The following is an 18,622-nucleotide window of genomic DNA, read 5'->3' as shown; positions in this document are numbered from 1 at the left end:
TTTGATGAAATGTGGTATCTTGAGATTGATCCATGGTGGTCAGTCCTTTCTGCTGATTTTGTGTAGCAACTTTATTTTAACAGAAAGATACCACCATGGATCTTTTTTATTTAGTTGTGCAACTTTATTTTACAACTAACCGTTTAGAAAAAGTATGTCTGAGTCCACGTATATTTTAGGTGTTACAAGTGTTACCATGGAATTTAAAAACTTAACTGATGAGCCTATAGCAATAAAATGGGGACAATCTGCAATTCATTTAGGAAATTATTATGGTGTTCCATTTCTTGGAGGAATGAAATATAAAGATGCGGGAAATCCTAGTATGACTCCCGATACTTTAATTCCTCCATGGGGCGTACAGGAGGTAACTTTATTTCATGGAAATCCTAAGTGGACTAGTAGTGGATGGCAAGATGGTTATACATATGTTAGAACAGATGATACTTTAAATGCAGAGATTATAATGAAAGTAGAATCTTCTAGCGGATCAAAATATTATAATTATAAAACTCCAAATATGATATTACCTTCTTATGTTGTGGAGAAGTATAGATATGTTGAGGAACCAGAAGATAACGAAGATGACGATATTAGATAAGGCTATTAGTGCGTAGCAGGAGGAATATTGCTATGAGAAAGTTAAAATCTTTACTTGTCGTATTGATACTGATTTGTTCCATGGTGTGTGCTGCGTGTTCTAGTTCTACTGCGAAGGCTAATGCCGTACCCAACTTTAAACTATATCACACCAAAAATATGTGGAATTTTTTAAAACTAGAAACTAGCACTGGGAAAATTTGGCAAGTACAGTATGCGATAAATAATGACGATGCACGTATGGAGTGTCCGCTTAATAACATAGAAATGGTTGAGTCTTCTGGACAACGGCCAGGACGGTTCGAATTGTATGAATGCCAAAATATGTATACTTTTCTTTTAGTGGACACAGTTGATGGAAGAGTTTGGCAAATCCAATGGTCTACTGAACCTGCTAATAGAGGCGTAGTTGCTCAAATTAAGTAATAGATGTTTTTGGGAGGAGTGAGTTAAGCTCCTTTTTTTCTCAAAAATCTTCTTGCCAAGTTTTTCGTTCTGTGGTATCATATCTGCGGTAAAAAACTGTGGAGCGGTAGCGCTTTATGCGCACTGTAACCATTAGCAGTTTGTTTTACTGGTAAATTAAAGTCAATAATCGCTTGGATCTATAGGACCGGGACGAGGACGCAAAACAAGGCATTAGTAGGCGTATTCCGTGTCGGAGTACGTCTTTTTTTATTTTGTGTCCTTCCCTGATTAGGAAGGAGCTGCCATGAAAATTGGTATTATTGGTGGGGGCAGAGTTGGCTCCTGCTTAGCAGGCTATTTAGTAAAGCAGGAGGCTTTAGTTGGGATTACTGCTTCTACCGCCCAAAATTCTTTGGCGTTGGCACAAGCTTTTGGTACTGCTCCCTGCACTAATGCAGAGCTTTTAGCTAAAGCGCAAATCCTGCTTTTAACCGTACCGGATCGTCTCATTAGTCAGGTAGCAGAGGAACTAGCTTCTACTTGCTCTAGTAAAGACCTGATGGGGAAAGTAGTACTTCATTGCAGTGGTAGTTTGGGCTTGGAGCCCCTTGCTACGCTGGGGCAGGCAGGCGCTCATGTGGGGAGTATGCATCCCTTACAAAGCTTTGCAGGAGGGCAAACCTGCTTGAAGGGTGTTTATATGGCAGTGGATGGTGATGCAGAGGCTTTGGCTACAGCGGAAAAACTAGCTTTGGCTTTGGGCGGTCATCCCTTCCACGTATCTGCAGAGGAACGCGCTGCCTACCACGCAGCAGCCTGCATCTGTAGTAACTACGCTGTTACTGTGGAGGCTTTAGCTCAAGGGCTGATGAGTCGCTGGATTGGTAGCAGGGAAGCTGCCTGGCAGGCTTTATTACCCTTGTTCAAGGGAACAGCTACTAATTTAACCACAGCATCCCATGCAGGCAGTGTCCTTACGGGCCCTATTGCTAGAGGGGATGTAGGCACTGTGGCTAAGCATTTGGCAGTGCTTCCGGAGGATTTACAAAAAATTTACCGTGTCTTGGGGCGTGTAACCGTCCAAGTAGCCTTAGAGAATAGCACTATTGACGCAAAGACAGCAACGGAATTAGAACGTTTGCTGCATTAAGCGCTACCGCAATGCGGAGCACATAATAATGGAGGTACTGAAATTGGCTACTAAACAAGTAACTGTAGCAACCATCAAAGAGATGAAACAAAAGGGTGAGCCTTTTACCATGATTACCGCCTATGATGTGGCCATGGCCCGCAATGTAAACGAAGCTGGCGTGGACATGATCTTAGTAGGCGATTCTGTGGGTAATGTTATGTTAGGTTATAACTCCACTGTGCCTGTAACCATGGACGAAATGATTCACCATACTAAAGCTGTTATGCGTGGCAATAGCACGGCCTTAGTAGTTGGGGATATGCCCTTTATGAGTTATCAGGCCAGCGAGGTTGATGCCATGTACAATGCTGCACGTTTCCTGAAGGAAACAGGCTGCACTGCTATTAAACTGGAAGGCGGTGCGGAAGTTGCACCCTTAGTAAAGAAGCTGACTACTGCAGGTATTCCTGTGTGCGCTCATATTGGCCTGACACCCCAATCTGTAAACCAGTTAGGTGGATTTAAAGTTCAGGGCAAGGATGTGGAGGCAGCACAGAAAATGCTTGATGATGCCAAAGCTTTGGAGGCAGCAGGAGCATTTGCCTGCGTGCTGGAATGTGTGCCTGCCGCTTTGGCTGCCAAAGTTACAGCGGAGCTGGAAACCATGGCTACTATCGGCATTGGTGCTGGTAATGGCTGCGATGGACAGGTGCTGGTATGCAATGACCTTTTGGGCGTGTCCAATGGCTTCTGTCCTAAATTTGTCAAGAAATATGCCAATCTCCACGATATTACTGTGGAGGCTGTGAAAAAATATATTGCCGAGGTAAAGGAGCGCAGCTTCCCTGCACCGGAGCATACCTTTAAAATAGATGATTCCGTTTTGGAAAAACTGTATTGAGATAGAGAAATGAGGGATTGATGATGAAATTAGTACATACTGTTGCCGAACTGCGTGAAGAAGTTGCAATTGCTAAAAGCCAAGGATTGAGCATTGGCTTAGTGCCCACTATGGGGGCCCTGCATGAAGGTCATGCTTCTTTGATCAAGGCTGCTAATCAAGAAAATGATTTTGTAGTGGTCAGCGTTTTTGTTAATCCCACCCAGTTCGGCCCGAATGAGGATTTGGATGCCTATCCCCGCACTTTGGAGGCGGATTGCAAGTTGGCAGAAAAAATGGGGGCCAATGTGGTTTTCGCCCCCAGTCCTGCAGAAATGTATCCCAGTGTTGATGCTACCTGGGTTGAAGTTACCGGTGATGTGACCAAGGTGCTGTGCGGTCGTACCCGTCCCATCCATTTCCGTGGCGTAACTACCGTCGTTACCAAGCTTTTCAATCTGGCACAGCCTGACCGTGCTTATTTTGGTCAGAAGGATGCTCAACAGGTAGAAGTGCTAAAGCGCATGGTCAAAGATTTATTCTTCAACCTGCAATTGCGCATTATGCCCATTGTCCGTGAAGCAGATGGTTTGGCAAAAAGTTCCCGTAATACCTATCTGAGCGCAGAAGAACACACTGCAGCTTTGATTCTTAGCCGTAGTCTGCAGGCTGCCAAAGAGCAGTACGCTACAGGGGAGCGTGATGCTGCAAAGATTTGCGCCGCAGTAACTGCTTCTATTAAGAGCGAGCCCATGGCTAATATTGATTATGTAGAAATCTACGGCCTGCCGGAACTGACTCCTGTTACTAATCCCATGGTGGGGAGCAATTTGTTGGCTGTAGCTGTAAAATTTGGCACCACTCGTTTGATTGATAATGTTGTTTTGGAGGATAAATAATGCTTTATAATATGTTTCATGGTAAAATTCATCGTGCTACTGTAACCGAAGCCTGCTTGGAGTACATGGGTAGCATCACCATTGATAGCGAGCTTTTAGAGCTGTCCGGTATTCTGCCCGGTGAACGTGTACAAATCGTTGATAATAATAATGGCAATCGTTTGGAAACCTATGTTATCGCCGGTGAGCGTGGCAGCGGTGTAATCTGCCTAAATGGTGCAGCAGCCCGTAAGGTGGTAGTGGGCGATACGGTAATCATCATTGCCTATGCCATGATGAACGAGGAAGAAGCCAAAAGCTTTGAACCCAAGGTTGTCATGGTGGACGAACACAATCGCCCCGTAAATGTGCGTGGCACAGAGCTTGAGCGAGAGATTGGCTAAGCCAGTTTAGATTTTCATATAAATAAAACAGAGGTCGTTACCTAAAGGTTAGGATGACGACCTCTGTTTTTTCTTACTTCAATTTTTCTACTGCCTGTTGCAGTTGCTGTAGACCCTGCAGCAGAGTTGCTCTGGGGCAGGCTACGTTGATGCGTTCATAGGCATCTCCCTCCGGGCCGAAGATACCACCGCTGTCCAACCACAGCTTGGCATCATGCCAAAGCCATTGTTCCCTTGTAGCAGCGTCCATTTTTAAAGCACTACAATCCAACCATAGCAGATAAGTGCCTTCAATGGGCATGGCCTTGATTTGGGGGATATGCTGCTCTAAAAAAGTCTTGGTAAATTCTAAATTGGCGTAAATATATTCTTTGACTTGGCGGAGCCAATCTTCCCCTTGGGAATATGCTGCCTGGCAGGCAACCAACCCCAACGCATTCAGCTGGCTATAGCCTGCTGCATCAAGCTGTTTGCGAAAGGCACGGCGCAGTTTTTCGTTGGGAATGAAAATATTGGACACCTGCAGACCGGCAATATTAAAGGTTTTACTGGGAGCAGTGCAAACAATGCAGTTTTGGGCGTAGGCGTCTCCTAGACTGGCAAAAACCGTATGGGTATGACCTTCCCAAACAAAATCAGCATGAATTTCATCGCTGACCATAATTACGCCATGGCGCAGGCAAAGGTCGCCTAAGGCAAGCAGCTCCTCCTTGGTCCACACTCTGCCAACGGGATTGTGGGGAGAGCATAAAAAGAGCAGTTTGACCTTGTGTTGCAGGATTTTGGCTTCTACATCAGCTAAATCCATTTGGTAATGGCCGTTTACTAATTTAAGGGGAGAGCTTACTACCTGCCTGCCGTTGTCAGCGATAACTTCCGTAAAGGGGTAGTAGACCGGTTGCTGGATGAGTACTGCTTCCCCGGGGTGGGTAAAGGCTTTTACCGCCATAGCTAGGGCAAAGACTACTCCCGGAGTTTTTACGAGCCAATTAGGTTGGGGACTCCAGTTAAAATGCTTTTCATACCATTTTTGGACGGCGGCGAAATAGGCATCTCCGCTTTCGCTATAGCCAAAAATTCCATGTTCCACCCTTTGAGTGAGGGCGGAGGTTACTTCCCGGGCAATGGGAAAGTCCATATCTGCTACCCAGAAGGGAAGCACGTCGGCAGGACGCCCTCTGCGAACTGCAAAATCGTATTTTAAGCAGTCCGTATTTTTTCTATTAATTACTTTATCAAAATCGTAGGTGGTCATAATAGCTCCTTATTCAAGAGCAGCAAAAGCTTGCTCCAAATCTGCAATTAAATCATCAGTAGCTTCAATACCGGTGGAAAGGCGCAGTAGACAATCGGTAATGCCTTTTTCTGCACATTCTTCAGGGGTCAGGTCTGCATGGGTCTGACGGATGGGATAGGTTAAAAGGCTTTCGGTACCACCAAGGCTTTCTGCAAATTGAATCAATTTTACTTTTTCTAAAAGTTGACGGGCAGTATCCGCGCTATCCACAGCAAAGGAAATCATACCGCCAAAGCCAGTGGTTTGACTGGCGTTAATGGCATAACCGGGATGCTGGGGCAGACCGGGATAGAGTACGTATTTTACTTTAGGCTGTTTTTGGAGCCATTGGGCAATGGCCTGAGCATTGCGTTGGTGCTGCTCCATCCGCAGGGGCAGTGTTTTAATACCGCGGATGACCAACCAGGCATCCATTGCGCCTAAGCAGGCACCGGTGGATTTGTAGATAAGGCGTAGCTCTTCGGCAATCTTTTCATCTTTAACGATGGTAAAGCCTGCTAAAACATCGTTGCGTCCTGCTAAATATTTGGTGCCACTGTGGATAATAATATCAGCACCCAGATCCAAAGGCTTTTGAAAATAGGGAGTTAGGAAGGTATTATCTACAATAACCAACAGATTATTATCCTTAGCGATTTTGCTAATGGCACGCAGATCGCTGATTTCCATAGTAGGATTGGTGGGTGTTTCTAAATAGATGGCTTTAGTCTGTGGCGTAATAGCAGCAGTGATTTCTTCTAGTTTGGAAGTATGCACTACTGTAAAGCTAAGTCCGTTTTGTTCTTCGTAGCGATGGAAGAGACGGAAGGAGCCACCATAAAGGTCGTTGCCGGTAATAATGTGATCACCGGGTTTGAAGAGGCGCAGCACTGCATCTACTGCAGCCATACCGCTGGCAAATGCCAAGGCGTCTAAACCGTTCTCTAATGAAGCAACTAGTTTTTCCAAACGCTGACGCGTAGGGTTTGCTTCACGAATATAGGCAAAGCCGGTGGTTTCGCCCAAACGGGGATGGGCAAAGGTAGAAGAAATATAAATCGCAGGGGATACGGAGCCTGTAGCATCATTGGCACCGATTCCATGAACACATTTAGTAGCAAAATCCATCTGAAAACACTCTCCTTTAAAATTAAAATATATCAAGTTAATAGGTATAGTATATGTTGTTATTTTACTCTTCTTTGAAGATTTGTCAAGCAGCTTTTTACATTATGGAGTAATACAAAAATAAATAGCGAAGAAAGTGTAAATAAAATCCTAAAAACCTATTGACAAAGTAGGTAAATGAGAGTAAAATACACATCAACATAGAAAAACCTATGAAAATAGTAGGCGAGGAGGTGCGCGAGATGCTACAGGTTAGAGACATCCGCAAAGCCTTTCATAATAACGAAGTCCTTAAAGGTGTGGACTTTGAAGTACGAAAGGGCGATGTGGTTACCATCCTGGGGCCCAGCGGCAGTGGCAAAACAACCCTTTTGCGTTGTATGAATTTTTTAGAGCAGGCAGATGCAGGTCATCTACAGTTTGATGAACAGCAGATTGATTATGCTAAAGTTACCGGTAAGGAGATCAAAGCTATTCGTAAAAAGACAGCCTTTGTCTTCCAAAACTACAATCTCTTCAACAATAAGACAGCCTTAGAAAATGTTACTGAGGGTCTTATTTATGGCAGGGGCGTAGCTAAGGAAAAAGCAGTGGAAATTGGCAAGAAGGCTTTGGATAAGGTTGGCCTTGCTGATCGCTACGACTACTACCCCAGCCAATTAAGCGGTGGTCAGCAGCAACGTGTTGGCATTGCCCGTGCTATCGCCGTAGAACCGGAGATCATCCTTATGGATGAACCAACCAGTGCGTTGGACCCGGAGCTGATTGGCGAAGTATTGGCAGTTATTAAACAATTGGCTCAGGAAGGCAAGACCATGGTAATAGTAACCCATGAGATGCAGTTTGCCAAAGAAATTTCCACCCACGTGATTTTCATGGCAGATGGCAATATTGTGGAGGAAGGATCGCCTTCTAAGATTTTTTACAATCCGGAAAAATTACGCACTCGTAAATTTTTACAAAGGGTACTACCGGAAGCAGAATACATTATTTGAAGATAACAAAGGATGGGTGAATGACGATGAAAAATACATGGAAAAAATTAGCAGTATTTACTTTGGGTGTTTTAGCAATAGGTGCTTTGACTGCAGGTTGCGGTGGCGAAAAAAAGCAGGCTGCTTCCACTAATGGCAAAGCTTTAGTAAAAACAGTTATTAGCGGTACGGAAGCTCCTTTAAGCTGGGTTGACGAAAAGGGCGAGATGCACGGATATGAATACGATGTGTTAGTGGAAGTAAATAAGCGCTTACAAAGCTATCAACTGGATATACAGGCTGTTCCTCCTGAAACCCAGGACGTAATGATGGAATCCGGTGATGCCAAGGTTGCTACCGGTGGCTATTTTAAAAATCCCCAACGTGAAAAGAACTTCCTGCTGCCGGAAAGTCCCATTGGTGCCAGCAATTTGGTCGTCTACGTTACTAAAGGGAATGAAAGCAAATACAAAAACTTGGAGGAAGCAGTTAAAGGCGGTTTGAAACTAGTCCCCTTTACACCTAATGGTGGCGCATTCCGTATCATTACGGAATGGAATCAGAAACATGGTAATCTGCTGCAGGAAATTCCTGTGCAGGGAGGGCTTAGCGTAGCAGAACGAATCGACACGATTAAGAAGGGGCAGTACCAAGCATTAGTTATTCCGGACAATTTAGGCGTATTGGACATTGCTGAAAAGCAGGGGGTACAATTGGTTGCTTTAGCAGAACCTGTTAAAGTGAATGCTACCTATGTAATAGTGAATAAGCAAGAAGCAAAGCTGGCAGGAGAAATCAATGCTGCCCTTAAGGATTTGCGCAAGGATGGTACCTTGGCCAAGATTTCCACTAAATGGTACAAGTCCGATCTGATGAAGGCACTGCAGTAAACTAGAAATAAAGTATTTTCGGGAGATGTGTGGAGATGTTGACTTTTGATTGGACATATTTTTTGAGCGTATGGCCCAAATTGCTGCAGGCTGTGCCTTTTACTCTCTATTTTATTTTAGTAAGTACCTTGGTAAGCTTTGCAGCAGGCATTTTAGTGGCTCTGGTTCGTATTCCGCGCATCCCCGTTTTGTATCAGTTGACGGAGGTGTGGATGAGCCTAGTGCGCAGTATGCCCTTCGTACTGCTCTTGTTCCTAAGCTATTTTCTTTTACCCATGGCTTTGCAGCAGTTTGGGGTTGCCGGTAGGGATATACCTAAAGAAATTTACGTCTATGGCGCGATGATTTTTCACTATGGCCCCATTATTGCGGAAGTTATCCGCCCTGCTTATTTATCCATTTCTAAGGGGCAGACGGAAGCTGCTTTAGCATTTGGTATTGGTCGTTGGCATCTAGTGACTTCCATTATTCTGCCACAGGCCCTGCCCATTATGCTTCCCGGATTGGTTAATCAGGTTATAGAGATTATTAAAGATACTTCCCTGATGTATATGATAGGACTGATGGATTTAGTGGGTAAGGCTAATCTACTGATTCATTTGCGTATGGGTCAGGGCAAGCTGGAGTGCTATTTAGTTGTCGCCATTATTTATTGGCTTTTGATTAGTGCCCTGGAATTTTTAGCAGGCTATTTGGATCGGCGCAGCCGGAGATTTTTAAGGAGGGAAGCAGCATGACATTTGATTTTTCTGTAGCAGTACAGGCTTTCTTCTTTATTGCGGAGCATTTGCCCCTAACTTTGTTTTTACCGGCGGTGACCTTGGCTATTGGCATTGTGCTGGGCTCTGTTATCGCTATTCTCCGCCTGCGCAGTCATGGCTTTGTTAATTGCCTTCTGGCAGTACCGGTATCCTTCTTTAGGGCAGTACCGGCAATCTTACAGGTCTTTGTGCTTTATTACAGTCTGCCGGAAATTTTGGCACCTATCTTCACCGCTGTTACGGGGACGACAGTACAGCCTTATGAAGTAAGTCCCTATTGGACAGCCTATATTTTCTTTATCCTTTATCAAACAGCGTACCAATCAGAAAACATTAGAGGTGCTTTGCTCAGCGTGGACAAGGGTCAGCTAGAGGCTGCTTTGGCAGCAGGCCTATCCTATTACAATGCTTATAAGCGCATTATTCTTCCCCAGGCCTTTGCAGTGGCAGTACCTTCCTTTTTCACCTACTACCTCCATGGTATTAAGAGTCTGGCCCTGCTGTTTACTATTAAAATTGTAGATATTTTTGCTGCAGCAGATATTTTTGCTGCTCTCTATAGTCGGCGTACTGAACCTTATGTAGCAGATGCCATGATATATTGGTTGCTCTGCATAGTGTTGACTTTCTTCTTTAATAAATGGGAAAGTAAATTACAGGTTGGTCGTACCCTTAAAGCTTAAAGGAGTGAATTGCATCATGAATAAAATTGAACGTTTGGAAGCTGCTATAAATCATAAAGCCGTTGACCGTGTACCTTATTCTATTTGGTATCATTTATCCGCAGTGGATCAGGATCCCGTAAGTCTGGCAGAAGAAACCATTGCCTTGACCAAGAAATATGATTACGATTTTGTAAAAATGATGCCCTTTGGCTTATACGGAGTGCAGGATTTGGGGGCAAAGATTAACATTTTTGCTCAACAGGGCAAGCCACCTTTGGTAGCCCGTCCCGGGATTCAAAGTGTAAGTGATTATTTGGCCTTGAAGCCTATTCCCGCTATCCAAGGAACCTATGGCAAACAATTGGAATTTGCTTCCCTGCTGCAAAAGAATCTGCCTCGTGATACTCCTTATATTCAAACCATCTTCAGCCCTTTAACTACTTTGCATAAATTGGCAGGGAATCGTTTGCTAGAGGATTTAAAGACCAATCCGGAAGCAGTGGAACATGCCCTAGATGTTATTACGGAAATCACCATCGACTTTGTTCAGGAAAATATCGCTCGTGGCGTAAGTGGTTTCTTCTTTGCTACTCAGGATGCACGCAAAAATCTGATTTCGCCTGAAAACTTCCTCCGCTTTGGCGAAAAATACGATTTGCAGGTTTTGAACAGCTATGTAAAGAAAACTTGGTTCAATGTGGTACATCTGCACAGTTTGGACGTGTATTTTGAGGAAGTTGTTAGGGATTATCCTAATAATGTTATCAATTGGCATGATCGTAATACTTTCCCCAACTTGCAGCAGGCCCGCCAATTGACGGACAAAGCCTTTTTAGCAGGCATTCGTGCTGCACAAAAAATTGTGAATGGCATCGAAGAGCCTGACGATATTCTTAGTGAAGGTACGGAAGCAGAGATTATCGCCCACGTGCGCGAAGCTATTGCTGCCACCGATGGCAAGGGTTTGATTCTTGGTCCTGGCTGCGTAGTGGATCAGTTTGTATCCGAAGCAAGCTTACGTGCGGTACGCAAAGCTATTGAATTGTAAAGATTGTTAGAAAAGAAAGCGCTGACAACATACTATGTATAAAGTATGAAGCCAGCGCTTTTTCGTGTTTTAGCGCGGATCTCTTTAGTGATGAACAGTTCTTTTAATGTTGTAGTAATGCGACTTGGTGACATACTAAAGCAAAATACACCCTGTGGGACAAAATGTGTCCAAATGCGTTAATTTTGTGAAAATTTTATGTACAGAGTATGTGTTTAGCTGTTGTATACAAGCTGTAAAAATGTTACAATGTAAGTGTATATATTTGGATGGGGGAAGGTGCTTCCTAGAAACTGCGACTGTGGACGGCTGTGGCGGTGGAGTAAGCCCTGATGCCTATCGATGTTTATCCATTCTAAAGGAGGATGTGCAATGAAAAAGCTTCTGGCATTTTTGTGCAGCATCATGATGATCTTCGCTTTGGTTGGCTGCGGTGGCGGCGACAAGAAAGCGGACAATGGTGTAGCTCACAAAGAAAAGCTGGTTATCGGTACTGACGCCGATATCAACAACCTGAACCTGCAAAAACAACAAGACTCCGTTAACAACATCATCTTGAAGAACACTCACCAAACTTTGGTATTCTTCAACAACGGCAGCCAAGGCAAGGAACGCTTTGTACCCGGTCTGGCAACTGATTGGAAATTTACCGACGATACCCATATCCTGATGCACCTGCGTAAGGATGTATACTTCAACGACGGTAAAAAGACTCCGATGACTGCTGATGACGTTAAATTCACTTTGGATATGGCTATGACCAATGTTGTTAAATCCGCATTGGCTGGTTATGTTCAATCCAAAGTTATCGATCCTCACACCATCGAAATCGAAATCAAAACTTATAACAATGAATTCGTACAATCTTTGGCTTCTCTGCCTTTGGCTATTCAATCCAAAAAGGCTTATGACGATGGCGTAAAAGATCCTTGGTACATCGGTACCGGCCCTTACAAATTTGACAAATGGGTTCAAGGCGAATACTGCCGTCTGACCAAAGTTAAAGATTACTGGGGCAACAACCTGAAGGCTGATGACAACTACGCTCCCGGCGTTGCTGAAATCATCGAATTCCGCCCCATCATTGAAGCTTCTTCCCGCGTAATGGCTCTGCAAGCAGGCGAAATCGACGTTTGCATTAACCCGCCTATCAGCGATTTGAAGTTCTTGAAGGACGACAAAAACGTTACCGTTTATGAACAACCCGGCACCCGCCTGTTCTACTTTGCTTTCAACGTAGAACAAAAACCTTGGGATAACAAGAAACTGCGTCAAGCAGTTGCTACTGCTATCGACAAGAAAGCTGTTCTGGACGCTGCATTGAACGGCAAAGGCACCATGCAAAAGACCATTCTGAACCGTGGCCTGTGGGGCTTCTATGATGACATGAAAGGTTATGACTTCGATCTGGCTCGCGCTAAAGCTTTGATGGCTGAAGCTGGCTATGCTAATGGCGGCATCACCACTACTTTGACCTATGCTAACGGTGCTCCTTACGAACAAATTGCTACTGTAATCCAAGCTAACTTGGCTCAAATCGGTATCACTGTTAAACTGGAACCCATGGAACAAGCTGCTTTGAAAACCAAATGCAAAGATGGCAAACAACAACTGTTCCTGTGGCGTTGGAACGAAGACTCCAAAGTTGACTTCGTATATCGCGACCTGTTCTACACTGGCAGCGGTTCTAACTACCATCACTTCGCAGACAAGAAGGCTGATGCTATGATCGACGCTGTTGCTACTGAAAAAGACCAAGACAAACGTCTGAAGACCGGTATTGCTTTGCAGGAATACTTGGTAGACGAATGCCCGCAAGTTCCTCTGTACATCGCTAACCTGGTTATCGCGTACAACAAGAACCTGAAAGGTCAATACTTCTATGGCGGTGGCAACCACGTTTGGGCTCATGCCTATGTTGCTAAATAAGCTTACAGCACTATAACCTCGCTGTCGGAGCTGACAGCTTGAACAAGAGAGGCGTCGTCCTCTCTTGTTTCATATCGTACTTCTTTTTAGTAGAGGAGCTAAACTTATGATTAAATACGTTGTTAATCGTTTATTGGCCCTGATACCTGTTATCTTCGTAACTTCTTTGTTGATTTTCTGGGCAATGAGCCTGACCGAAGGCGATCCGGCGATGATGATTGCCGGTGACAATGCCACTGTAGAACAAATCAACAGAATCCGTGAAGAACTGGGCCTGAATGACCCTTTCCTCGTCCGTTTCGGCAACTATATGAAAGGTATGCTGGTGGGCGATATGGGCAAATCCTATGTTACCGGTAAAGATGTATTCGGTACTTTTATGGAATATTTGCCTAACACTTTATACTTGGGCGGCACTGCCGTTATTGTAGCTGTTATTATCTCTATTCCTTTGGGCATTTATACTGCTATTCACCAAAATACTTGGAAAGATACCGCAGGCATGATCTTTGCTCTGTTCGGTACCTCTATGCCTAACTTCTGGTTGGGCTTGATGTTGATCATCCTCTTTGCTCTCCATTGGCGTTTGTTCCCCACCGGTGGCAAATTTGGTTGGTCTTCCATCGTTCTTCCTGCTGTTACCGTTGGTTTCGGCTTGGCTGCATTGATTACCCGTATTACTCGTTCTTCCATGTTAGACGTACTGCGTCAGGATTATATGACCACTGCCCGCGCTAAAGGCTGCAGTGAAAAGCAGGTTATCTACCGCCATGGTCTGAAAAATGCTTTGATTCCTATTATTACAGCTATCGGTTTGCAGATGTCCTTGGTTATTACCGGTTCCGTTCTGGCGGAAACCGTATTTAGCTGGCCCGGCATTGGCCGTTTGGTTTATGAATCCATTACTCGTCGTGATATTCCCATGGTTACAGGCTCCATTATTATGTGCTCCATTTTAATGTGCTTGATTAACCTGTTTGTCGATTTGGTTTACGCGTTCTTTGATCCCCGTATCAAGGCACAGTACAGCAAGAAGGGGTGATAAAGATGGCAGAAGTAAAGAAAACACGCAAAAGAAAAACTATGACCCAAGAAGTGCTGCACCGCCTGATTAAGAACAAAGGCGCAGTTTTGGGTGCTATCTTCCTGATTGCGCTGACTATTGCAGCTCTGATCAGTCCCTTTATCTTTGATTATCAAACCGATGTTATCGGGCAAAACCTGCCCTTGAAGCTGCGTCCGCCCGGATTGGAGCATTGGTTTGGTACTGATGAATATGGTCGTGACTTGTTCGCCCGTGTAATGTATGGTTCCCGTTACTCCCTGGCTATCGGCGTTGGCTCCGTAGGCGTAGGCTTGGTTATTGGCAGCGTGCTGGGTTCCTTGGCAGGCTTCTACGGCGGTTGGTGGGACTCCATCATCATGCGCGGCATCGACATTTTCTACTCCATTCCTAACATTCTGAAAGCAGTTGTAATTGTGTCTATGTTGGGTACCAGCACTATTAACTTGATTATTGCCTTGGCAATTTCTTGTGCAACCAACTTTGCCCGTATTGTACGTGCATCTGTTATGACTGTACGTGATTTGGAATATGTTGAATCTTCCTATGCTATGGGTCTGCCCACTTGGAAGATTATTGTAAAGCATATTCTGCCTAACTGCCTGTCTCCCATTATTGTTCAAACCACTCTGCTTATCGGTACTACCATTATCTCCGCTTCTTCCTTGAGCTTCTTGGGTATTGGTGTGCCTGCTCCTGCTCCCGAATGGGGCGCTCTGCTTTCTGCAGGTCGTAGCCACATCCGTGATGCCAGCTACATGTGCGTAATCCCCGGTTTGGCAATTCTGTTCACTGTTTTGGCTCTGAACCTGTTGGGCGACGGTCTCCGCGACGCGCTGGATCCCAAACTGAAGAAATAGGAGATGGATGCTATGGATCTGATTTTAGATATTAAGGACCTTGTTGTCCATTACGAAACAGAAGATGCTGATGTTCATGCTGTCAACGGCATTGACATCGCTATCGGTAAAGAACGTACCTTGGGGCTTGTTGGTGAAACCGGTGCCGGCAAAACCACTACTGCTCTGTCTATTTTGAATTTGGTGCCCAATCCTCCCGGTGTTATCAAAAGCGGTTCCATTATTATGGACGGTAAGGATGTTTTGAAAATGTCCGCTCGTGAATTAGAAGAAATGCGTGGCGACGACGTTGCTATGATCTTCCAAGACCCTATGACCGCTCTGAACCCGGTTATGACCGTAGGCGAACAAATCGCTGAAAGCTTGGAGCTGCACCAAAACTTAAAACCGGAAGAAGCTATGAAGAAGGCTGAAGAAATGCTGAAGCTGGTAGGCATTGCTGCTTCCCGTGCTAACGATTATCCCCACCAATTTTCCGGTGGCATGAAGCAACGTGTAGTTATTGCTATTGCACTGGCTTGCAGCCCCAAGCTGCTTATTGCTGACGAACCTACTACCGCGCTGGACGTTACCATTCAAGCACAGGTACTGGAGCTGATGAAACAGCTGATTCGCGAAAAGCAAATGGCAATGTTGCTGATTACTCATAGCTTGGGCGTTGTTGCCGAAGTATGCGACGATATGGCAGTTATGTACGCAGGCCGTATTGTGGAGAAGGGCACTGTTGACGATGTATTCAACAACATGCGCCATCCCTACACTGAAGGCTTGTTCAACTCTCTGCCTAACCTGAAGGAAAGAGGCGAAATGCTGGAGCCCATTAAAGGCTTGATGCCGGATCCCTCCGACCTGCCTCCCGGATGCGCATTTTCTCCCCGCTGCCCCTATGCTACCGAGGCTTGCAGCAAGGCTGTGCCCCAGCTGGAAGCTGTTGATGGTAGCAAGACTCATTTCGTAGCATGCCAGGCTTATGCAAGACCGGGCTTTGCTTTAAGGAGAAATCAGCATGGCTAAGACTATTTTAGAGATTCAAAACCTTACTAAATATTTCCAAACTGCCAATGGTCTGCTCCACGCTGTAGACGGCGTAAGCTTCAAAATTGAAGAAGGCAGAACTTTAGGCATTGTAGGCGAATCCGGTTGCGGTAAATCAACCACCGGTCGCTGCATTCTGAAACTGATTGAGCCCACCAGCGGTAAGATTATTTTCGACGGCCAAGATATTACTAAACTGAGCCGTAAAGAAATGCGTCCTCTGCGTCAAAAGATGCAGATTGTTTTCCAGGATCCGTTCTCTTCTTTGGATCCGCGCCAAACTGTCAGCCAACTGATTAGCGAACCCATCATTGAGCATAAACTGCTGCCTACTAAGGACGCAATTGAAAAACGTACCTTGGAATTGATGGAAACCGTTGGTTTGGCAGAGCGTTATGTAAACGTGTACCCCCACGAACTGGATGGCGGTCGCCGTCAACGTATCGGTATCGCGCGTGCCTTGGCTATGAATCCCAAGATTATCGTATGCGACGAACCTGTATCCGCACTGGACGTTTCCATTCAAGCACAGATTTTGAACCTGCTGAAGCAGCTGCAAAAAGACCTTGGCTTGACCTATATCTTTATCACCCACGATTTGTCCGTAGTTAAATACTTCTCCGATGATATCGCGGTTATGTATATGGGTCAAATGGTAGAGAAAGCACCTGCGGATGTACTGTTCAAGAATCCTATGCATCCGTACACCAAAGCATTGCTCAGTGCTATTCCCCTGCCCATTGTAGGCAAGGATAAGCCTGTACGCCAAATCATCAAAGGCGAAATCACTGCTCCGGTTAATCTGCCGGATGAGTGCCGTTTCCGCAAACGTTGTGACTGCACTCAAGAGATTTGTGCTAAAGGTAATCCTCAATTGCGTGAAATCGAGCCTAATCATTTTGTGGCTTGCTCTTGCGTTAAATAAGCAGAAAAAAGTAAAAGCTTACGTAGATTATTACGTCTACGTAAGCTTTTTTATTTTATAGCATATTTAGAGTACCAAAGTGGTGTTAAGACTTTTGGCGATTTCTTCCAAGCGCTCCATGGACAGCTTGGTATATTTTTGAATCATTTTAGCAGAAACGCCATCCTTAATCATGTCGGTAGCAAAAGAATTTGTAGCTTCTGTCAAACCTTTAGCAATGCCTTTAGCTTCGTATTCATCTTTCATCATAGTAGAAAATCTGTCCATAGTATTCTCTCCCTTCATAATGGCGGTTGGAATAATTTCCTCAAAAAGTTTGTTATTAGAAATTGCTGCCATGAGCTTTAAAAATGCATCGATATGGTTGATGATACCTTGAGAAGGTACGTAATTGTTGTTTGTACGCATTTGCACTATATAATCTGCGATATACTTGAAGTCGCTTTTGAACATACTTATTTGCTCTTGTGATAAGTAAGCAATTTCAAAAACTTTTATTTTATAATCATTATGCATGTCATCAGGGAAGACAGTAGCCTTTTTTATACAGTCGCTTAGCCTTTTGGGGGCAGTCCAATGCTTAGTGCCAAAATAAAGCACCAACGTAATGACTTCACATGGTTCTTTGTCGTTTAGTTGAGCCCTATAACTAGCTCCGTCATAAGAAATCACTCGCAGAGGCATACGAAAATCCATATTAGTTTGGTTTTCAAAGCCTAAGCAAGCAATTCTAATATCGGATTGATGCTTCGTCCAAAATTTAGCAACATCACGTTCCTGCTCGTGAAGGTTGCCATCCGCTTTCATTTGTGAAAGGACATTGGCTCGTTGTAAGCTTTCAGGAGCAACTATGTGCTTGCCGTTGAATACAAGCACATTGATAATATCTGCAAAAACGTCATTATAGTCTTCCAGTAATTTCTCGGCAATATCTTTATCTGCCATTAAATCTCAACTCCTTTACGTTTAGATATAGGGATGAGACCATAGCGGTATAAAAATATAAATTTACGCATAGTACGGCACATCCACTAAAAATGATATGGGAGTGCGTACTACTATGCGGTGGAACTTCCCAAGGACTACCGCAATGTCGGCAGCATGCGCGTTGCTTACACCGCTGCGTCAAACCGTAAAATTTCTTTGATGACGATACCTGCCTTTATTGTGAGATGGTCGTAGTGCAACTTTTCTACTATCTATATTATAGCACGAACGTGGGGAGAAGGAGTTAAATTTTCTTGAAGAGGTAGATGAATATGAAGGCAGATTATTACGTCTACGTAAGCTTTTTTATTTTATTGAGACATAAGGGTGTCCTTTATATATGGTATCTTTATAGCATAATCCGACCACAATTTATGAGGCTGGGACAAATGCAATGTAAAGGGGATTAGATTTACGGGGATGGGAAGTATAAAATGGTTACAAGAGGTGATGCTTGTGGCTGCTAATGATGCTGATATGCTCAATGCGATATACAAAGAGATAAATGAAAAAATGGGAATGGACGCCGCAATGAGTATTCATCAAATGTTCAAAGGGCAGCAGATTTGTTTTCCGGTACGCTTTCTTAATCCTGCCAAGGTTCAGGAGCTTATTTTAAAGGAATATGACGGAACCAATAAATTGCACCCCGTGTCAAGGACTATTTTGAAAAAAGAAAAACCTGGCGACATCTGTATTGTTATAAACACAGATGCAGCCAGGGACTTATTGGTTTTTCAGATATTCCCAATATTCATTTGGACTCATTTTTTGCAGTT

The 18,622-nt window shown here is 44.3% G+C and carries 19 protein-coding genes and 1 pseudogene; 17 read left to right on the top strand and 3 right to left on the bottom strand.

Annotation, left to right across the window (positions count from 1 at the left end; all coding sequences use genetic code 11):
* Positions 1-196: 196 nt before the first annotated feature.
* From ACJMM4_RS05450 to panD, 6 genes are all read left to right on the top strand, one after another.
* Positions 197-601: a hypothetical protein gene (locus ACJMM4_RS05450; protein WP_405383475.1), complete on the top strand. Its 405-nt coding sequence runs from the start codon at positions 197-199 to the stop codon at positions 599-601.
* A gap of 32 nt (positions 602-633) precedes the next feature.
* Positions 634-1,026, top strand: coding sequence for a hypothetical protein (locus ACJMM4_RS05445; RefSeq protein WP_405380312.1), 393 nt, complete (start codon positions 634-636; stop codon positions 1,024-1,026).
* Between the two features lie 286 nt (positions 1,027-1,312).
* Positions 1,313-2,158, top strand: a complete 846-nt coding sequence (locus tag ACJMM4_RS05440; protein WP_405380314.1) for a Rossmann-like and DUF2520 domain-containing protein — start codon at positions 1,313-1,315, stop codon at positions 2,156-2,158.
* Between the two features lie 28 nt (positions 2,159-2,186).
* Complete coding sequence (gene panB / locus ACJMM4_RS05435; protein ID WP_405380316.1) at positions 2,187-3,041, top strand: 3-methyl-2-oxobutanoate hydroxymethyltransferase; 855 nt, start codon at positions 2,187-2,189, stop codon at positions 3,039-3,041.
* Between the two features lie 23 nt (positions 3,042-3,064).
* Positions 3,065-3,919: a pantoate--beta-alanine ligase gene (gene panC, locus ACJMM4_RS05430; RefSeq protein ID WP_405380338.1), complete on the top strand. Its 855-nt coding sequence runs from the start codon at positions 3,065-3,067 to the stop codon at positions 3,917-3,919.
* Positions 3,919-4,302 (top strand): aspartate 1-decarboxylase, encoded by a 384-nt coding sequence (gene panD, locus ACJMM4_RS05425; protein ID WP_405380318.1) that lies wholly within the window; start codon positions 3,919-3,921, stop codon positions 4,300-4,302. Before panC ends, panD begins: the two co-directional genes overlap by 1 nt.
* Before the next feature lie 73 nt (positions 4,303-4,375).
* Here the strand turns inward: panD and ACJMM4_RS05420 are convergent, their stop codons facing one another.
* Both ACJMM4_RS05420 and ACJMM4_RS05415 read right to left on the bottom strand, forming a co-directional pair.
* Entirely contained in the window at positions 4,376-5,557 is a 1,182-nt protein-coding gene (locus tag ACJMM4_RS05420; protein ID WP_405380320.1) for a MalY/PatB family protein, read from the bottom strand.
* A gap of 9 nt (positions 5,558-5,566) precedes the next feature.
* The gene (locus ACJMM4_RS05415; RefSeq protein WP_405380322.1) at positions 5,567-6,706 is read right to left on the bottom strand and encodes a trans-sulfuration enzyme family protein; all 1,140 of its coding nucleotides are present in this window, start codon (positions 6,704-6,706) and stop codon (positions 5,567-5,569) included.
* 242 nt (positions 6,707-6,948) lie between these two features.
* Between ACJMM4_RS05415 and ACJMM4_RS05410 the strand changes: the two genes are divergently transcribed.
* The 10 genes from ACJMM4_RS05410 to ACJMM4_RS05365 all read left to right on the top strand — a co-directional run bounded on the left by ACJMM4_RS05410 (position 6,949) and on the right by ACJMM4_RS05365 (position 16,856).
* Positions 6,949-7,701 (top strand): amino acid ABC transporter ATP-binding protein, encoded by a 753-nt coding sequence (locus ACJMM4_RS05410; protein ID WP_405380324.1) that lies wholly within the window; start codon positions 6,949-6,951, stop codon positions 7,699-7,701.
* A 20-nt stretch (positions 7,702-7,721) separates the two neighbouring features.
* Entirely contained in the window at positions 7,722-8,570 is an 849-nt protein-coding gene (locus tag ACJMM4_RS05405) for a transporter substrate-binding domain-containing protein (RefSeq protein ID WP_405380326.1), read from the top strand.
* Positions 8,571-8,605: 35 nt separating this feature from the next.
* Positions 8,606-9,307, top strand: coding sequence for an amino acid ABC transporter permease (locus ACJMM4_RS05400; RefSeq protein ID WP_405380328.1), 702 nt, complete (start codon positions 8,606-8,608; stop codon positions 9,305-9,307).
* On the top strand, positions 9,304-10,014 hold the full coding sequence (locus ACJMM4_RS05395) for an amino acid ABC transporter permease (RefSeq protein WP_405380330.1): 711 nt from the start codon (positions 9,304-9,306) through the stop codon (positions 10,012-10,014). The genes ACJMM4_RS05400 and ACJMM4_RS05395 overlap by 4 nt, the downstream gene beginning before the upstream one ends.
* A gap of 16 nt (positions 10,015-10,030) precedes the next feature.
* Positions 10,031-11,044 carry a uroporphyrinogen decarboxylase family protein gene (locus ACJMM4_RS05390; protein ID WP_405383473.1) on the top strand — a complete coding sequence of 338 codons (1,014 nt, stop codon included), beginning with the start codon at positions 10,031-10,033 and terminating at the stop codon, positions 11,042-11,044.
* Between the two features lie 372 nt (positions 11,045-11,416).
* Positions 11,417-12,973 carry an ABC transporter substrate-binding protein gene (locus tag ACJMM4_RS05385; protein WP_405383471.1) on the top strand — a complete coding sequence of 519 codons (1,557 nt, stop codon included), beginning with the start codon at positions 11,417-11,419 and terminating at the stop codon, positions 12,971-12,973.
* 106 nt (positions 12,974-13,079) lie between these two features.
* Entirely contained in the window at positions 13,080-14,015 is a 936-nt protein-coding gene (locus ACJMM4_RS05380) for an ABC transporter permease (protein WP_405383469.1), read from the top strand.
* Positions 14,016-14,020: 5 nt separating this feature from the next.
* Positions 14,021-14,896: an ABC transporter permease gene (locus ACJMM4_RS05375; protein ID WP_405379014.1), complete on the top strand. Its 876-nt coding sequence runs from the start codon at positions 14,021-14,023 to the stop codon at positions 14,894-14,896.
* A gap of 3 nt (positions 14,897-14,899) precedes the next feature.
* On the top strand, positions 14,900-15,910 hold the full coding sequence (locus tag ACJMM4_RS05370) for an ABC transporter ATP-binding protein (RefSeq protein ID WP_405379017.1): 1,011 nt from the start codon (positions 14,900-14,902) through the stop codon (positions 15,908-15,910).
* Positions 15,903-16,856: an ABC transporter ATP-binding protein gene (locus tag ACJMM4_RS05365; protein ID WP_405379020.1), complete on the top strand. Its 954-nt coding sequence runs from the start codon at positions 15,903-15,905 to the stop codon at positions 16,854-16,856. Before ACJMM4_RS05370 ends, ACJMM4_RS05365 begins: the two co-directional genes overlap by 8 nt.
* 66 nt (positions 16,857-16,922) lie before the next feature.
* Here ACJMM4_RS05365 and ACJMM4_RS05360 read toward each other — a convergent pair whose 3' ends face one another.
* Complete coding sequence (locus ACJMM4_RS05360; protein ID WP_405379023.1) at positions 16,923-17,801, bottom strand: Rpn family recombination-promoting nuclease/putative transposase; 879 nt, start codon at positions 17,799-17,801, stop codon at positions 16,923-16,925.
* A gap of 498 nt (positions 17,802-18,299) precedes the next feature.
* On the opposite strand from ACJMM4_RS05360, the pseudogene ACJMM4_RS05355 reads away from it, so the two are divergent.
* A pseudogene (locus ACJMM4_RS05355) lies at positions 18,300-18,622 on the top strand (hypothetical protein); the annotation flags it as partial.

The sequence above is a fragment of the Phascolarctobacterium sp. genome, assembly GCF_045124115.1.
Lineage (GTDB): Bacteria > Bacillota > Negativicutes > Acidaminococcales > Acidaminococcaceae > Phascolarctobacterium_A.
Note: the sequence above shows the minus strand (reverse complement) of the source record. Positions and strands in the feature narration are given on the sequence as shown.